The sequence below is a fragment of the Bradyrhizobium sp. HKCCYLS20291 genome (assembly GCF_051167715.1).
In the GTDB taxonomy this organism is placed as follows: Bacteria; Pseudomonadota; Alphaproteobacteria; order Rhizobiales; family Xanthobacteraceae; genus Bradyrhizobium.
In genome coordinates this window covers 77,529-93,365 of record NZ_JBNPTO010000017.1, presented here as the reverse complement: position 1 = coordinate 93,365, position 15,837 = coordinate 77,529, and the positions used below count along the sequence as shown (strand labels likewise).

The 15,837-nt window shown below is 68.1% G+C and carries 12 protein-coding genes; 2 read left to right on the top strand and 10 right to left on the bottom strand.

Annotated elements, in window-relative coordinates:
* Positions 1-3: 3 nt before the first annotated feature.
* From ACQR07_RS29500 to ACQR07_RS29460, 9 genes are all read right to left on the bottom strand, one after another.
* A complete protein-coding gene (locus tag ACQR07_RS29500; RefSeq protein ID WP_434905594.1) occupies positions 4-1,179 on the bottom strand; it encodes a glycosyltransferase in 1,176 nt (391 codons plus the stop codon).
* Complete coding sequence (locus ACQR07_RS29495; RefSeq protein ID WP_434905593.1) at positions 1,172-2,194, bottom strand: polysaccharide deacetylase family protein; 1,023 nt, start codon at positions 2,192-2,194, stop codon at positions 1,172-1,174. The genes ACQR07_RS29500 and ACQR07_RS29495 overlap by 8 nt, the downstream gene beginning before the upstream one ends.
* Entirely contained in the window at positions 2,191-3,711 is a 1,521-nt protein-coding gene (locus tag ACQR07_RS29490; protein WP_434905592.1) for a lipid II flippase MurJ, read from the bottom strand. Before ACQR07_RS29490 ends, ACQR07_RS29495 begins: the two co-directional genes overlap by 4 nt.
* A complete protein-coding gene (locus ACQR07_RS29485) occupies positions 3,708-5,087 on the bottom strand; it encodes an O-antigen ligase family protein (protein WP_434905591.1) in 1,380 nt (459 codons plus the stop codon). The genes ACQR07_RS29490 and ACQR07_RS29485 overlap by 4 nt, the downstream gene beginning before the upstream one ends.
* On the bottom strand, positions 5,084-6,241 hold the full coding sequence (locus ACQR07_RS29480; protein WP_434905590.1) for a glycosyltransferase family 4 protein: 1,158 nt from the start codon (positions 6,239-6,241) through the stop codon (positions 5,084-5,086). The genes ACQR07_RS29485 and ACQR07_RS29480 overlap by 4 nt, the downstream gene beginning before the upstream one ends.
* Positions 6,238-8,520 carry an exopolysaccharide transport family protein gene (locus ACQR07_RS29475; RefSeq protein ID WP_434905589.1) on the bottom strand — a complete coding sequence of 761 codons (2,283 nt, stop codon included), beginning with the start codon at positions 8,518-8,520 and terminating at the stop codon, positions 6,238-6,240. The genes ACQR07_RS29480 and ACQR07_RS29475 overlap by 4 nt, the downstream gene beginning before the upstream one ends.
* Before the next feature lie 27 nt (positions 8,521-8,547).
* The gene (locus ACQR07_RS29470; RefSeq protein WP_434905588.1) at positions 8,548-9,702 is read right to left on the bottom strand and encodes a glycosyltransferase; all 1,155 of its coding nucleotides are present in this window, start codon (positions 9,700-9,702) and stop codon (positions 8,548-8,550) included.
* Positions 9,703-10,082: 380 nt separating this feature from the next.
* Positions 10,083-10,775: a DUF2848 domain-containing protein gene (locus tag ACQR07_RS29465; protein ID WP_434905587.1), complete on the bottom strand. Its 693-nt coding sequence runs from the start codon at positions 10,773-10,775 to the stop codon at positions 10,083-10,085.
* 70 nt (positions 10,776-10,845) lie between these two features.
* A complete protein-coding gene (locus ACQR07_RS29460; RefSeq protein ID WP_434905586.1) occupies positions 10,846-12,171 on the bottom strand; it encodes a DUF3422 domain-containing protein in 1,326 nt (441 codons plus the stop codon).
* Between the two features lie 1,393 nt (positions 12,172-13,564).
* On the opposite strand from ACQR07_RS29460, the gene ACQR07_RS29455 reads away from it, so the two are divergent.
* A complete protein-coding gene (locus ACQR07_RS29455; RefSeq protein ID WP_434905585.1) occupies positions 13,565-14,869 on the top strand; it encodes a PQQ-dependent sugar dehydrogenase in 1,305 nt (434 codons plus the stop codon).
* Positions 14,870-15,200: 331 nt separating this feature from the next.
* Here the strand turns inward: ACQR07_RS29455 and ACQR07_RS29450 are convergent, their stop codons facing one another.
* Positions 15,201-15,443 (bottom strand): hypothetical protein, encoded by a 243-nt coding sequence (locus tag ACQR07_RS29450; RefSeq protein ID WP_434905584.1) that lies wholly within the window; start codon positions 15,441-15,443, stop codon positions 15,201-15,203.
* 203 nt (positions 15,444-15,646) lie between these two features.
* Between ACQR07_RS29450 and ACQR07_RS29445 the strand changes: the two genes are divergently transcribed.
* On the top strand, positions 15,647-15,820 hold the full coding sequence (locus ACQR07_RS29445; RefSeq protein ID WP_434905583.1) for a hypothetical protein: 174 nt from the start codon (positions 15,647-15,649) through the stop codon (positions 15,818-15,820).
* Positions 15,821-15,837 lie beyond the last annotated feature (17 nt).

The window sequence follows — 15,837 nt, the reverse complement described above, 5'->3', positions numbered from 1 at the left end:
CGATCAGTTCGCCCGCAGCGGCTGCGTGCGGATGCTGCGGGATGCGGAGCGCGACTGCTGGGCGGCCCGGCACGCGGTTTCGATGGCACCCGCGACGGCCTCGTAGGTGAAGCGCCGAAGCACATTGGCCCGCGCGGCCTGCGATCGCGCCGTCAACGCAGACCGATCCGCGCCGAGTTCGTCGAGCAGCTGACGCAACCGGTCTGGATCCTGCTCCGGCACGATCCAGCCGCCCTCGCCCACGACATCCGGAATGGCGCCGCAGGTCGAGCCGATCACCGGAATGCCGCACGCCTGCGCCTCGATGATCACGCGCCCGAACTGCTCGCGCACCGCGCTCGTGGTTCGCGTCAGCAGCACCAGCGCATCCAGGCTGCGCAGGAACGCGGCCACGGCCGCCGGGGCGTCCCAGCCGCGGATATCGACGCGGCCATGAAGCCCCAGCTCCTCCACCCGCCGGCGCAAATGCGCCTCGTGCGGGCCTTCACCCATGATGCTCAGTGTCGCCGCAGCGTCGCTGCGCGCGAGCGCATCCAGCGCATCATCGAGCCCCTTCTCGACCACCAGACGACCGACATAGCCGAGCCGCAGTGGCGCATCCGCGCTCGGGGTCGACGGCGCATCGGCGGTCGTGAAGGTCACGAGGTCGACGCCATAGCCGATCGGCGTCACCGGGCCGGCGTAACCGCGCGCACGCACGACCGCGGTCGCGTCGGGGCTGCGCGACAGGACATGATCCGTCCTGGCGAGAACGAATTTGCGGATCGCCTCGAACGGCGGCGGCAGCCGCTTCAAGATGTTCTGGTCGACCTCCAGCACCAGCGCCGCGCGGCCGCGCAACAGCTGCGCCTGCAGCGCCACGACGCTCCACGGCTCCTCCCAGAGATGGATGACATCGGGATCGAGCTCGCGCAGCAGGCGTCGGAGCGCCGGATAGAAATGCAGATACCACTTCATCGGCCCGGCCTCCGGCAGCCGGATCGGCAGGCGATGGATCGGGAAGCCGTCGTCGCTTGGGGCAGCCTTGATGGTGCGGCCAAACTCCTTCCAGACCTCGGGGATCACCAGGTGAAGATCGACGTCCGGCCGTGACGCGAGATAGCGATAGCGCAGCCGGCCGGCTTCGCTGCTGGTCGCAGGATGCGCAATCGAGACGATCCGCAAGCGGCGGCTAGACACGGCCCATCATCCTGGCTGCGGTCCCGCTGAGACCGGTCAAGTGCAGCTCCATCGCAGCCAGGCTGCGGTGGGCGCCATTCATGGTGTTGCGCGGAATCGAGAACGCATCCTGGCCGGCGTGGACGAGACCCTTGCGCGTGGTCGCGGCGCTGGCAAATCCCGCCTGCCGCGCCAGCGCGAAATCGCGCGGGCCGCAATCCGCCGCGCGGCCATAGGGGAAGGCGAAGTGCTTGACGTCGATGCCGAGCTGCGCGTTCAGGCGAAGGCGCGCATCGGCCAATTCCTTCAGCGCTTCCTCGGGCGACAGCGACGAGATGCGGGCGTGCGAGACCGTGTGCGCGCCGATCTCCACCAGCGGGTCGCGCACGAGCGCGTCGAGCATGTCCCAGGAGATCGCGTGCTTCCAATGCATCGCCTCGATGTCGATCTCGTTGGCGGCACAGAAGGAAGCATAGCGACCGCCGGCTTGCGGACCATCCCAACGCGTCGCGACCTCCGCAAACACCGCGCGGCGCTGCTCAGGGCTCGACAGTGAGACGTGTTCGCTGTCGAGCCAGACATGATCCCGGTTCAGCAACGCGTCTTCCAGTCCGGCGGCCCACAACGGCAAGGTGCCGTCGGGAATGCCCGTGGTCACGAACAGCGTCACCGGCACGTTGTGGCGGCGGAACACCGGCACCAGCACCTCGAACGTGTCGCGATAGCAGTCGTCGATCGAGAAGTTCACGTAGCGGCCGCCCGGCTCGTCGCTCGCGGCGCGGCGCAGCGCCTCCTCGATCGTGACGACATCCCAGCCCTGCTGCAGAACGTAGCCGAGGAAGCGATCGAGGAAATCGGCATCGACATAGAAGTCGCGATTCGGCAGGCGTTCCCACTGCTCCGCGGGCGCGGTGCGGTGGAAGGTCAGGCAGCAACCGCGCGGACCGAGCACGCGATCGGCGGCCTTGGCCAGCGGAAGGACGAATGCGCTCGAGGCCGTCAGGGCCTTGGCTGCGGCGAGGGCCAACATGGTCAACTCAGCTCTCCCTTCATCTTGAACGTACGACGGAGGTGCCGGAACGCCGTGCCCACCATGGTCGGCAGCAGGATGCCGATCGCGAGCGACAGGCAGGCCAGATACGCGACGCCGCCGGCGAACAGGCGCGGCAACAGGCCCGGCACGGCGTTCTGGATCATCATGCCGAGCACCGCCATCAGCGCAGTCGGCAACATCGCGAGGCCGATCACGAGCAGCAGCTTGCGCGCATCGCCAAGCACGAACACGACGCCGAGCAGCAGCACCAGGCTGCGGATCGCCTCGCCCACCCCGAGCAACTGCATGCCGGCGGCCGGCGACGGATCGAACAGCGGCAGCAGCAGATTGAAGCCCATATTGGCCAGATAGGCCGAGACGATGATCAGCGCCGCGACTCCGTTGCGGCCGGCGCCGTTGAGCAGGCGGATCAGGATCCAGCCGAGCGTCGCCGCCCAGACGCCGCAGGCGATGCCCTTCAGGGCATGCGAGGTCAGGAGCAGCGCCTCGTCGCCGAAGGCACCGCGGAAATAGATCAGGCGCACGATGTCGGTCGAGAACACCAGCAGGAAGGCGGACGCCGGCAAGGTCAGCGCCAGCAGCGGCCGCAGCAGCGCCTCGGTCTGCGCGCGCGGATCGCTCGGCGCGTGCTGCGACAGCACCGCCATGCCGAGCGGCTGGCTGATCAGCAGCAGCGCGCTTTCCGTCAGCGATCGCGCGTAGTCCAGCGATGCCACCGCGCCGGTCGTCAGCCGCGACGCGGTGAAGCGCTCGATCCAGACGTTGCCCTGTTCGGCAAGCGGCAAGGCCAGCAGCACCCGCAGCCGGCGGAAGAACTCGATGCCCTTGTCGACCACCATGCCGAGAGTGAGGCCCGAGAAGCTCAGCAGCCGCTCGCGCCACAGCGAGAACAGGCCCCAGGCCGCGAGGCCGTTGAACGCGACGGTGAAGGCGCAGGCGAGCATATAGGCGTCGCCCGTCAGCACCAGCAGGCCGATGCCGCCGATCACCGCCACGTTCAGCAGGCTGGCGCGAATGTTGGTCAGACGGGTGCGGCCGAGCGCGATCTCGCCGGCGGCCAGCACGTTGAGCACCGCGGAGGCCGGCATCGCCAGCGACATCATCCGCACGAAATGCAGGGTGAGCTCGCGACCCTCGGCCGAGAAGCCGCCGACGACCGCGTTGACCCAGATCTCGCCGAGTAGCAGGATCACGGCCATGACCGCAGTCGACACCGCGCCGATCACGATCGTCAGCGCGCCCAGGCTTCTCGCCGCATCGGTCCGCTGCAGCGCCTCGCGATGCATCGGGATCATGATCGCCGGCACGCTTTCGTTCTGCAGGAAGGCGAGCGGGATCAGCACGGCGGCCATGGCAGCGCGGAAGCCGTCCGCGACGAGCGTGGCGCCGAGCACATGGGCCATCAGCACCTCGCGCGCGAAGCCGAGCAGCTTGCTCGCCAGCGCGCCGCTGATCAGCAGCGCACTGAAGCGCTTCAGCGAATGGCCCGAGGCGCTCACGTCGCCTCCTCCCAGGTCGCCGGCGGCACCAGGAGGGCCGCAAATGTCCAGAACAGGAAGCCGTTCTCGCCCGACGTGATGTTGGCGAGCGGCAGCTGCATCAGAGCGCCGAGCGCCAGCGCGCCGACGATCACGGCTTCCGGAGATTGGTCGGACCAGGCCGAGGCCAGCGCATTGCCGATCGCCCAGAGCAACCCGGCCAGGCAGAACCCGCCGACGACGATACCCATGATCAGCCAGCAGGCGATGATCATGCCATCGACCGGCATCGCGCCGGCGGCGCCGACATCGGTGATGGTGAAGCCGGTGCCGAACAGCGAGCTGTCCGGCAGATTCCATAACGTCACGAATTCCTGCAGGCGTTCCTGCGCGCTGCCGTCCTTGGTGCCCTCGCTCAAGGAGGACAGACGGTCGGCAACCACGTCACCGAACGGCGTCAAGGTCGCGGCCAGCACCACGGCAACGGCGAGGCCGACCAGGATCAGGCCGGCACGGCGGCGCGTCTGCGAGAACAACAGGCAGAACAGGAGACCGACCGCGAGCGAGATCCACGCCGTGCGATACATCGACAGCAGAAATCCCAACCCCGCCGGGAGGGCCAGCAGCAGCGCCGGCCAGGAGCGGCGGCCGAACGCGATGAGCAGGAGGCCGGCCGCAGTGAAGGTCGCATAGGCGGCCGGCGCATTCATCGTGCTAAACGAGCGCACGCCATAGGGAACGGGCTGACCGATCGAGATGATCGGCGCGAACTCCATCCAGTAGCGATCCCAATCCGGCGGATCGACATATTGGTAGATCGCGTACAGGCCGGTGATTGGAAGGATGACGACGAAGGCCGAGGTGGCTGCGTCGATCAGTTCGCGCCGGTCGGCGCTCAGCATCAGCACGGCGGCATAGAGCAGCGGCGCCAGCCATTTCAACGGACCCGACGCGGCATTGGTCCAGTCCGCCTGCGCCAGCGACAGCAGGCCGGCATAGACCACGCTGGCCGCGACGATGCCGAGCGGCCAGAGCCACCGCGCGGGGACTTGCCGCTGCGCGAGCAGCTGCGGCAACGACAGCACGGGTGCGAGAATTGCGAATAGCGGGCCGATCAGCATCAGGCCGAGCTGATCATATCCGGCCGAGAGATCGACGATACGGCGTACGAACGGGGCGAAGCTGAACAGGATAAGGGCGGCCTGCAGATGCACCGTCGGTCCCTGCCGCCATGCGTACCAGCCGGCGCCGCCGCAGCCGAGCACGAACAGCGCACGCGAAGCGCCGCCGAGGATGCTGGCGGCGGCCGCCGTTCCGACCAGCACCAGGATCGCAGCCGCCCAGCCGGGGACCTGCCAGTCCCGCTCGGCCGGGGCCGATGTAAGGATCGTGCTCACACCGCGGCTCCCGGACGCACATTGCGGATCAGGAGCCCGATCGAATCGAGCATGCGCGCGAGGCTGTAGTGGGTGCGGGCCCGGCGCGAAGCGTAGTCGAGCTGCGGCTTGAGGATCTCGGGCTCCGCCAGCACGGCGTCCAGGGCTTCCGCCAGAGCGCGCGCATCGCCGGGCGGCACAAGCATGCCGGCGCGGCCATGCTCGAGAATGTCGGGCGCGGCGCCCGCGTCAGTCGCGATCACCGGCACGCCGGCCAGCATCGCTTCCACCAGGGTACGGCCGAACGGCTCCGGATCGATCGACGGATGCACCATCGCATCGACCGACTGCATCAGCAGCGGCACGTCGCTGCGATGGCCGAGGAAGTGCACGCGATCGCCGAGGCCGAGTTCGCCGACCTGCTTCCTGAGCTCGGCCGCGTAGTCCTGCTCACCGAACAGCGCATCGCCGACGATGATGCAATGCGCGCCCGGCAGCTTAGCGAGCGCCTCGATCAGGATGTGCTGGCCCTTCCAGCGTGCGAGCCGGCTGAACACGCCGACGAGCGGACCGGGCGGCAGGCCGAGCCGCTGCCTCAGCTCCTGCCGCGACATGGGCAAGGGCTCGACGGCAAGGCCATTGGGCACGACTTCGACCAGGGCGCGGCGGCCGCCGGCTGCGATGAACGCCGCGGCCGCGGCCTCGGACGGCACGATGACTTTTGCGGCGAAGCGATTGGCCAGACCGACCTGCAGGCGCCGCTGCAGCGCGCCGAAATGCGCCGGGCTGATAATGTCGTGCAGATGCCAGATCAGCGGCTTGCACGCGACGATGTTGGCGATCGCCGACAGCACGAACGCCTTCTGCGAGTTGGCATAGACAACGTCATGCCGGCGCGCGACATGAGCAAGCTCGGCAATGATCGCGGCCAACCCACCGGCCAACGGCAACGCCTTGAGCCAGGAGCTGTCACGTCGGAATCGCGACAGGCCGATTCCCCAGCGCGAGGTGATCACCGACGGCCCGCGATCGGACAGCGCCTTGGCCAGCGGCCCCTGGTCGAACAGGAACGCGGTGGACTCGCTGCGGCCCTGCACGACATCCATGAGGATCAGCTCGGCGCCGCCGATCTGTCCGGTATGGTCAACGAACAGGACCCGCTCGCGCGACATCATCCGGCCTCGGCATAGGCGGCAGCCGACGCCGGCCGCGGCGACATGCGCCGCTCCGGCTCGGTCATCGTCACGACGATGCCGACGTCACCCGCGCCGAGCGCCCGGCTGCGGTTGACGGTCGCGACGGCGGGCTCGATCAGCGAGCGGTCGCTGCGCACGCAGACGATGACCCAGTCGATGCCAGCGAGAAAATCGTCTTTGGCCGGCAGCGGCGTATCCACCAGGATGACGTCGTAATTATCGAGGCCGGACAACAGCGCATCGAGACTGATGGCTTCGAGGATGTCGCCGACCGGACCGGTGGCGGCGCCGAGCGGCAGCACGTCGAGATGCGGATGCTCGGTCGCGACGACCTCGTTACGCAGCGGTGCCCCGTTCTCGAGTGCGCGCAGCCAGCCCCTGTTTGGTGCCAAGCTCATCACCTGCGCAAAGGCCGGGCGCGCGAGGTCGCACTCGACGAGCAGCACGCGAGATCCGGCCGCGGCCAGGTGCTCGGCCAGCGCGCAAATAGTGGTCGTCTTGCCATCGCCCTGATCGGGCGAGGTGACGGCGATGCGCTGCGGACGCACCGATTGATCCAATCCGAGTTCGTGAACCAGATCGTGCAGCGAGTGCTGGAACTCGGCATCCTCGGATGCCAGGCGCAGGACGTGGGGGATGGCGAGGGGCTGATAGCCCTGCAGAATGGCGCCGACCGCCGACATCTGCCGCAGCGTCTTCAATCGCGGCAGGCACGCCAGGATCGAAACGTCGGCGACACTTGGGAGATGCGATTTCGGCTCCGGCAGCGAGGGCGGCGTGACGGGTGCGGATGGCGGTGCGGCCCGTACTGGCAGATCGGGAACGCTCGCCGGCGCATCGTCGATCTCCGGCGCGACGACATCACGACTCGCCGGCTCGGTCACGACCGCCTCCGTCACGACCGGCGCGGCCTCGGCGGCCGGCCTGAAGCGCGCGAACTGATCGGCGAGCAGCGCGGCGGCGACGCCGAAGATCATCGCAAGCGTCAGGCCCGCGGCGAGGAACGGGATCTTCTTCGGGAAGAACGGCCTGCTCGGCAGCTCGGCGAGACTGACGAGACGGGTGCTGCCGCGCAGCACGCGGCGCTCGGTCTCGAGCTCGCTCGCCTTCTTGTAGAGCTCGGCATATTGCTGACGCTTGATCTCGGTGTCGCGCACCATGCTCTCGATCGACGCCTCATCCAGCGTGGCCGAACCGGCCTCCGCCTTCGCGGTGTCCATCTGCTTCTTGAGCGAGTTGACCAGCGCAGTGTTGGCGTCGAAGGTCTTCTGCGCGCTGGCCGCGATAGTCTGCATCTCGTCGACCAGTCGCTGCTGGATCGTCGCCTGCTCGCGCGTCAGCGCCAGGATCGACGGATGTTTCGGCCCGAGTACGCCGGCGGCACTGGCGAGCTGCGCGCTCACGGTCGTCAGCTGCTGCTTGAGGTCGGCGATGGTGCGGCTCTGCAGCACGGACGGCGCGTCGGTCGGGCCGCGCTCCTGCTCCGACTTGATCTCCTGCAGCCGCGCCGCCGCCTCGGCACGCGCGGCCTCGGCCTGCGACAGCTGCTGGCCGATGCTGGTCAGGCGCTCCGACGAGATCGGCGCATTGGCACCGCGCATCAGGCCCTTGGTGCGGCGGAACTTCTGGATCTTGTCGTCGGCATCGCGCAGCTGCTGGTCGAGCTGCTTCAGCTCCTGCCACAGCCAGGAGCTCGCGACCTCGCGGCTGTTGGCACCTTCGGTGCGCTGATCCTCGAGAAAGGTCTGCGTCAGCGCGTTGGCGAGCTTTTGCGCGACCTCGGGACTGCCGGACTGATAGGAGATGTTGATGACGCGCGAGCGGCCGGCCGAGGCGATGCTGAAGCGGCTGTCGACGTGATCGATGAACGCGCCGACGTCGGTCTTGAGGCGCTGGCAGGCCTCCGCCGAGCCCAGCAGCCGACCACGCTCGCATTCGCCGACCACGGCATCGACCACGCCGGGCACCGACATGATCTGGCGCAGCAGGCGCGGCGAGCGGATCACCAGCAGCTGGCTTTCCATGTCGGCGGGATCGCCGATCTTCTGCGCCCACGCCGCGGACGTGTTGGCGCCGGGCTCCTGCTCGGCGATGATCACGGACGCGGTGGCGAGATAGCGCACCGGCAGCAGCAACAGCGCTGCCACCGCGACAGCGAGAACCGCGCCGGCGACGAGCGCGAACACGCCGCGGCGGCGCCAGATCCGGGCGACGGCATCAAAGCCGGACAAGGCCTCCGTGAGCGTCGCCTGCCTCATGATCTGCACTCGCACCACATAACGTCACTACGCAATCAAACGGGTCGCGCGGCCCTGATGGCCCGCACGGAAATGCTCGACCTCCTCGTTGACCGCCGCGACGAACTGGCTGCGGAAACGGTCGGCGGAGAAGAAGCTGGCGCGCTGGCGGCAATCGAGTCGCGAGATCGACTTCTCCTTCGCCACGAACGACCGCACGCAAGCGGCGATCGCCTCGGGCTCGGGCGTGTCGAAGAACATGCCGGTCGGACGCGATCCGGTCGTCAGGATCGATTCGCGCGCCCCGCCGCGGCCGAGCGCCAGCACCGGCGCGCCTTCCGACTGCGCCTCGACCGGGATGATGCCGAAATCCTCTTCCGCCGCGAACACGAAGGCGCGCGCGGTGGTCATGAGGTCGCGCAGCTGCCTGTCGGGCACGAAGCCGGCGAACCTGACGTTCGGCCCCGCGATCGCCTTCAGCCGCGCCGCCTCGGGGCCGTCGCCGGCCACCACCAGTTCGAGGTCCGGCATGGTGTTGAAGGCGCGCACGATCGGCTCGATGCGTTTGTAAGGCACCAGCCGGCTCGCGGCCAGGAAGTGATTTGCGACGGGCAGGATCGCATCGCGCTGCGCGATCGTCACCGGCGGATAGATCACCTTGGCGTCGCGGCCGTAGATCTTCTTGATGCGGCGGGCGACGAATTGCGAGTTGGTGAAGATGGCGTCGGGGCCATGCGCGGTGCGCGCGTCCCAGATCCGCATCTTGTGCAGCAGGGTGCGGGCGATCAGGCCCTTGACGCCGGTCGCGTAGCCGCTCTCCTCGAGATATTGATGCTGCAGGTCCCAGGCGTAGCGCATCGGCGAATGCACATAGGCGATGTGCAGCTGCTCCGGCCCGGTCAGTACGCCCTTGGCCACCGCGCAGCTGCTCGAGATGACGAGATCGTAGCTCGACAGATCGAGCTGCTCGATCGCGAGCGGCATCAGCGGCAGGTAGGAGCGGTGATACTTCCGCAGCCCCGGCATCTTCTGCAGGAAGCTGGTCTGCGACTTCGCAAATCCCAGCTTGGCGCGGTCCTCGGGACGAAGCAGGTCGAACAGGGTGAAGACGTCGGCGCCGGGATAGCAGCGCAAGATCTCCTGCAGGACCTTCTCGGCGCCGCCGAGAACGTAAAGCCAATCATGGACGATCGCGACGCGCATCGCACTCTCCCAAACCCCGGGGTATTTGAACAAACCCTTAAGGGAGGTGTTCACGCGCACAAACCCAATCCTAAACTTCTAGTTAATCGCCCTCGTCCTCCGACCCGTCGAATCCGCTGCTAACAGGTAGGGATCGGTTAAGCATCGACAAGCCGCATCGCGTCTCATGTCGTGACATGAGCGTGCCGGACCAGAACGCGATACGAGGCCATGGTCCCGCTTCGGCACACTCGGACACCATAGGCCGCCTTGCTTAACAGGCCCTTGCCGCGCGCAACGCCTGCGCGCAGGGCGCCATGCACGGCGACAGAAGCGACACAGCGTCGCGGCGCTTCGTTAACGCTGTCGAGCCGCACGCGATCGTGATCGCGCGCGAGCAGTCAGCCGGCGATCGCGAGCTGCTCGATCGCGTAGCCGTGGCGGATGACGCGGTTCAGCACCGGATCGACCAGCTCGAAGTCGAAGCGGTCGGCGGGGCGAATGCCCCCCTTGGCCGCGAAGGTGCCGCCGAACATCGCGGTGCCCTCGGGCAAGCCGGCCTCGCCGTAGCGGCGCGCGATCAGATCGGATGGCGGCAGCATGCCGCTCAGCGCGCCCTCCTGATACAGCACGCGCTCGCCGTTGATGGTCGCATAGGCGCGCAGCATCAGCTGATCCCAATGCGCGGCAACGTCGTCGACCAGCCACAGCTCGGGCGCCACCGGCTTGTCGCACATCTGCTTGGAGACGGTGATGTTGTAGGTCTCGACCTTGCGGTCGGTATGATCGGAGCCGACGCCGACCAGCAGCCGGCCACCGGATTTCACCAGCACGAACTCGACTTCGCCTGAGGACTCTCCGCCGCTGACCTCGATCGTCCCGGCGGTCGTCAGCCGGCTGGCCGCGACCTCGTAGTAGATCGGCGTCGTCGCGGGCCTGGCAATGCCGAGCTCTTCCAGTTCGGCGATATGCTTGTCGCGCGCGACCGGATCGCGCCCGGTCCAGCCGGCGATGACGAGGCGGTGCAGCGTGACCTTCTGCCGCGTTGCCGTACCATCAGCATGAACCAGAACCTCGATCGTCGTGCCGCTCATCGTCTCATCGCCTCTTCATGACCAGCACGCCGCTTAGCCGCACCGTCTGCCTCTGGCAAGCGCCCTGCGCTCACTCCTGGCCCGCCTTTTCCGCCTCGTGGTCCTCCTTCAGGTGCCGCTTGCGGATCTGGTGAGTGGTGAACCAGATCAGCGCGATCGCGACCGGCACGAAGGCGGCGGTGGCAAAGGTCGGATCGACCGGCAGGCCGAAATCATGCGCTCCCTTGGCGAGATAGCCGAACAGGCTGACGACGTAGTAGCCGATCGCGGCCACCGACAGGCCTTCGACCGTGCTCTGCAGGCGCAGCTGCAGCTTGGTGCGCTCGTTCATCGAGCGCAAGAGGTCGCGGTTCTGCTCCTCCAGCTCGACGTCGACGCGAGTGCGCAGCAGGTCGGCGGCGCGCGCGAGTTTTCGCGACAGCTCCGACTGCCGCCCTTCCAGCGCATTCAGCGTGCGCATCGCCGGCGCGATGCGGCGGGCGAGGAACGACGACCAGCTCGAATACGGCGTGATCGGCTCGCCCTCGATCACGGTGAGCCGCGCCTGCACCAGGTCGTAATAGGCGCGGCTGGCGCCGAACCGGAACAGCGTGCCGGTGGCGCCGCGTTCCAGCGAGGCCGCGAGCTCGGTCAGCTCGGTGAGCAGATGGTTGTTGAGCTTGAGCGTCTCGGCGCCCTTCATCTCCACCAGCACCTCGCTGAGCCGCCGCTCGATGCGGTCGACCTGCGGCGCCAGCTCGAGCGCGGCGGGCAGGCCGAGCAGCGCCAGCGTGCGATAGGTCTCGAGCTCCAGCACGCGCTGCACCAGCGCGCCGAGCCGCTCCGGCGTCGGCCCCTCGATGCAGACCAGGATGCGGGTGAAGCCGTCGGCGTCGAGCCGGAAGTCGGACGCGACGGCGCCGATCGAGCCCTTCACCGCCACCAGCGCCAGGCTGCTCTTGTCGAACAGCGCCTCGGCACGCTTGACCGGATCGGTGACGCTCTCGACGCCGAGCTTGACCGCGACCAGCAGCTCGCCGGCGAGCTTCAACGACGCAATCAGCGCTTGCAGCTCGGGGGCGATCGCGCCGAACGGCAGCCGCGGCGCGTCGGCCGGCGGGCTCCAGATCCAGGTGAAGGTGGCGAACTCCGAATGCTGCTCCCAGCGCAGCCGCGCCGCACCGATCACCACCTGATGGTGCTTGATGCCCGGCTCCGGCAGCGGCGCGCCATGCTGGGCACAGAACGCCGCGAGACTGTCGCGATCGGCGGCGGCGCTGTCGCCCTTGGCCATGACGGCCAACCGGACCACCGACACCGGCTGCGTCAGCGGCGTGAAGGGACGCGCATGCACCTCGTTGAGCACGCTGTCGCGCAGCGCATGCTGGGTGAAGGCGGCGAGATCGAGCGCGGTCATCGGTTGGCTCCGCGGCTGCTATCGAGCCGCACCGCTGAGGCGATGTGCGGCATCGATGAACCCGCGATTGCCACATGCGACGCATGGGCCGCTGCCACGCCTGGAACGATCACCCCCACCATGCCGCACTCCGCCTCCCTCATTGGTCCCCGCCACGGCGACTCTCGCACGCCGCACGTATGCGGACGAGTGTAGCGCTTTTCAATGACGGCGCCACGTTGACAGTTCGAGCCCACATCTCGCCCCTCGCGCAGTGCAACCTCTCCCCGCCCTTGCGGGGAGAGGTCGGATTGCGCAGCAATCCGGGTGAGGGGCACGGCACATACGAGGCCACATGACAGCTCCATCGGACTCTCACGTTCGTGCCCAATGCATGCACCGCCCGTGCGGTTGCCCCTCACCCCAACCCTCTCCCCGCAAGAGCGGGGCGAGGGAGCGCACCGCCGTTGGCGCGACAGATTGACTCAAAGATCTGAGATCGCGCGTCCCCCTCCACGTCTCGCCGCCCATCCCCACAGACACACCAAAACCTCCCGCGGCGCCGCTGCACCCGAGATCATCATCACCAAGACCCTCATCAAATGCCGAGGGCGCAGGGAAGGCCGGACCTCGACTGAGGCCCGTGGCCCCCGTGCGGAAAAATTGCACGGGGCAGGAACCACAGGTCAGCCGGACAGCCCGGCCCTCCCTGCGCGATGGGTTTAACGTCTGCTCCGTGCTCTCCCCGGGGACCGGCTTTCTTGCCCCCGTCATCCGCAACTCGTCTCACGTGTCGCGAACTTGGCGCCAGCGTCGGGGCGCCAGGACCACACGGCTTGAACGTCCGCGAGCTGCCAGTCGTCGTGCGCAAGCGCACCTGACAAACCCACGGCCACCGCTCCCCGCCTCAACGTATCGTGACGACGCGTACGCCCCTCTGCATGAGGACGGGATGGCGCGGAGTAGAACATGATTTCGGAAAATACGCAAGTGAATTTTTGCCAATGGCCGGGCCGGCATGATGCAGCGATCTTCACAGCACGCTTTCGCCCCTCGCCCTGAGGGCCGCCGCAGGCGGGCGTCTCGAAGGGCGAGGCCCGCGATATTGGCCTCATGGTTCTCGAGGCGACGCGAGAGCATCGCCTGAACGCGCCGCCATTCAGCGGCGCACACCACCGGTGTGGCTCCCACCCCCGCCTCCTCCCCGCTTGCCGCAAACGCTGGCGCGATTGCGGCGTGGGGGAGGGGGGCGTTGGCGGCGTGCGTCCCTCACGGGAGGCGGGGGTTCCGCAGGGCCCATCCGCGGCGCACGCAGTTGTCACGTGGGGCGTGGTAGATCATAACGGCATGGTCTTTCCGCCATCGCCCGATGGCCGCTCACCACGTCATCTGCCTTAAGCCCCACAGGACTCCCATGACAACGCTCTCCTCGATCGTCGCGCGCGGTGTCGCGCTGGTTGGCAATGCGGCGCTGCAGTGGCGCAAGCTGCAGGGGGAGACGCCGGCGCCGGCCTGGGGCGCGGCGCCGAAGATTCCGCTGGCGAAGCCGCAGGGCATGCTGCCGACCTTGAAGATGCCGACGGCGCGCGGCTGGCGCGACGGCGAGAAGCCGGTGGCGGCGGCGGGGCTGAAGGTGAATGCGTTCGCCACCGGGCTCGATCATCCGCGCTGGATCTATGCGATGCCGGACAAGTCGGTGCTGATCGCCGAGTCGACGCAGGTGCCGAGCCCGGTGCGCAACATGTTCGGCTACGCGATGCAGGCGACGATGCGCCGCGCCGCGGCGCTCGGGGTCAGCGCCAACCGCATCACCCGGCTGGTCGACGCCGATGGCGACGGCACGGCGGAGAAGCGCAACGCGTTCATGGAGAATCTCAGCCAACCGTTCGGCATGGCGCTGGTCGGCGACACCTTCTATGTCGGCAACACCGACGGCGTCGTCGCGTTTCCCTATACTGATGGCGCCGAGCGCATCAACGCACAGGGCAAGCGGCTCACCACCTTCAAGCCGGGCGGACACTGGACGCGCAGCCTGCTGGTCAGCCCCGACGGGACCAAGATCTATGCCGGCGTCGGCTCGCTCACCAACATCGCCGAGCTGGGGTTCGAGGTCGAGAAGGGCCGCGCCTGCGTCTATGAGCTGGACATCGCCAGCGGCGCGTCGCGCATCTTCGCGGCCGGCCTGCGCAATGCGGTGGGGCTGGCGTTCGAGCCGACCACGAAGGTGCTGTGGACCGTGGTCAACGAGCGCGACGGGCTCGGCGACGAGACGCCGCCGGACTATCTGACCTCGGTGCGCGAGGGCGGCTTCTATGGCTGGCCCTATTGCTACTGGGGCAAGACGGTCGACGACCGCGTACCGCAGGACGCCGCGCTGGTGGCGACCGCGCTGACGCCGGACTACGCGCTCGGCGGCCACACCGCCTCGCTCGGCCTATGCTGGCTGCCGGCGGGCACGCTGCCGGGTTTTCCGGATGGCATGGTGATCGGCCAGCACGGCTCGTGGAACCGCAGCACGCTGTCCGGCTACAAGGTGGTGTTCATCCCGTTCCAGAACGGCAAGCCGTCGGGCCCGGCGCGCGACATCCTCTCCGGCTTCCTGGCGCCCGACGAGAGCTTTTCCTACGGCCGCCCGGTCGGCGTGACGCTGGGGCCGGATGGGTCGCTGCTGGTCGCGGATGATGTCGGCAACTGCATCTGGCGCGTGACGGGAGCGTGAGGCTGCGCGCCTGAGCGGGCCTCATGGTTCTCAGGGCGATGCGAGAGCATCGCCCGAACGCGCCGAAGCCGGCGCTCCTCACCATGAGCCTCCAGCACGGAGCGTGCTGCACATTGACCATGAACACGCAGTCAGCGTGTTCATGGAGAGGGTCAAGAATCCCACCGCGAAGCAGCTCTCGTCCTGAGGAGCCCGCCGGAGGCGGGCGTCTCGAACGACGGTGGAGGGCGCGCAACTAGCCGCGAGCTTCGCTCGCATCGTCCTGCCCCGTTGCGAAGAGCTCGGCTTCATAGGTCGCGCTATCGGAAAACCGTGGACCGGTTGGACCAGCTCAGTCGTGGCCGTAATACTGCCGATTGCAGTAGCGGCGGCCGGCCTCGTGCTTCGCCGCGCGCTGCGCCGGGGTGGCGTTCGCCGGGATCAGGAAGTTGCCGTTCGCGAACAGCTGCAGGCACCTGACGTAGTCCTTGTTGCCGAGCCAGTCCCAGCCGGCCTTGGCCGGCGAAGCCGGAGCCGAGGCGAGCAGGCCGGCGGTCGCGACGACGGCGGCGAGCAGGCGCAAGCTGGAAATCATGATCGTGTCCCCTGATGTTCGAGGCCGCACTGTGCAGCCGATGCGGGGATCATGTCGAAAGCGGCACGCGGTCGCCGTGATGGCGCGCACACAGCAGCGCCGCAGCTCGCACGCGCGATGACGCGGGCGCCTGCGGCGAGCCGCCGCGGAACCCGGCTGGTGCAGCGCCGTTGTTGCAGGGACACGTCTTTCAGGAGAGTCCCATGGCCGACAATGTCGATCCGAACCAGAAGCAGCCCGGCGAGAAGCAGGAAGGGCAGTACCACTACAATCCGGGCAATCAGTCCGGCAAGACCATCGACGTGGTGAAGCCCGAAGACGAGCAGGTCAACAACAAGGACCGCATCGAGAATCGCGAGCGCCCGCAATCGCGGTGAGGCAGCCTCGGGTTTGT

Excerpts from the sequence above, each read along its gene's own strand:
- ACQR07_RS29475 (WP_434905589.1), bottom strand. The coding sequence starts at position 8,520 with ATGAGGCAGGCGACGCTCACGGAGGCCTTGTCCGGCTTTGATGCCGTC.
- ACQR07_RS29470 (WP_434905588.1), bottom strand. The coding sequence starts at position 9,702 with ATGCGCGTCGCGATCGTCCATGATTGGCTTTACGTTCTCGGCGGCGCC.
- ACQR07_RS29460 (WP_434905586.1), bottom strand. The coding sequence starts at position 12,171 with ATGACCGCGCTCGATCTCGCCGCCTTCACCCAGCATGCGCTGCGCGAC.
- ACQR07_RS29480 (WP_434905590.1), bottom strand. The coding sequence starts at position 6,241 with ATGATGTCGCGCGAGCGGGTCCTGTTCGTTGACCATACCGGACAGATC.
- ACQR07_RS29465 (WP_434905587.1), bottom strand. The coding sequence starts at position 10,775 with ATGAGCGGCACGACGATCGAGGTTCTGGTTCATGCTGATGGTACGGCA.
- ACQR07_RS29445 (WP_434905583.1), top strand. The coding sequence starts at position 15,647 with ATGGCCGACAATGTCGATCCGAACCAGAAGCAGCCCGGCGAGAAGCAG.
- ACQR07_RS29450 (WP_434905584.1), bottom strand. The coding sequence starts at position 15,443 with ATGATTTCCAGCTTGCGCCTGCTCGCCGCCGTCGTCGCGACCGCCGGC.
- ACQR07_RS29455 (WP_434905585.1), top strand. The coding sequence starts at position 13,565 with ATGACAACGCTCTCCTCGATCGTCGCGCGCGGTGTCGCGCTGGTTGGC.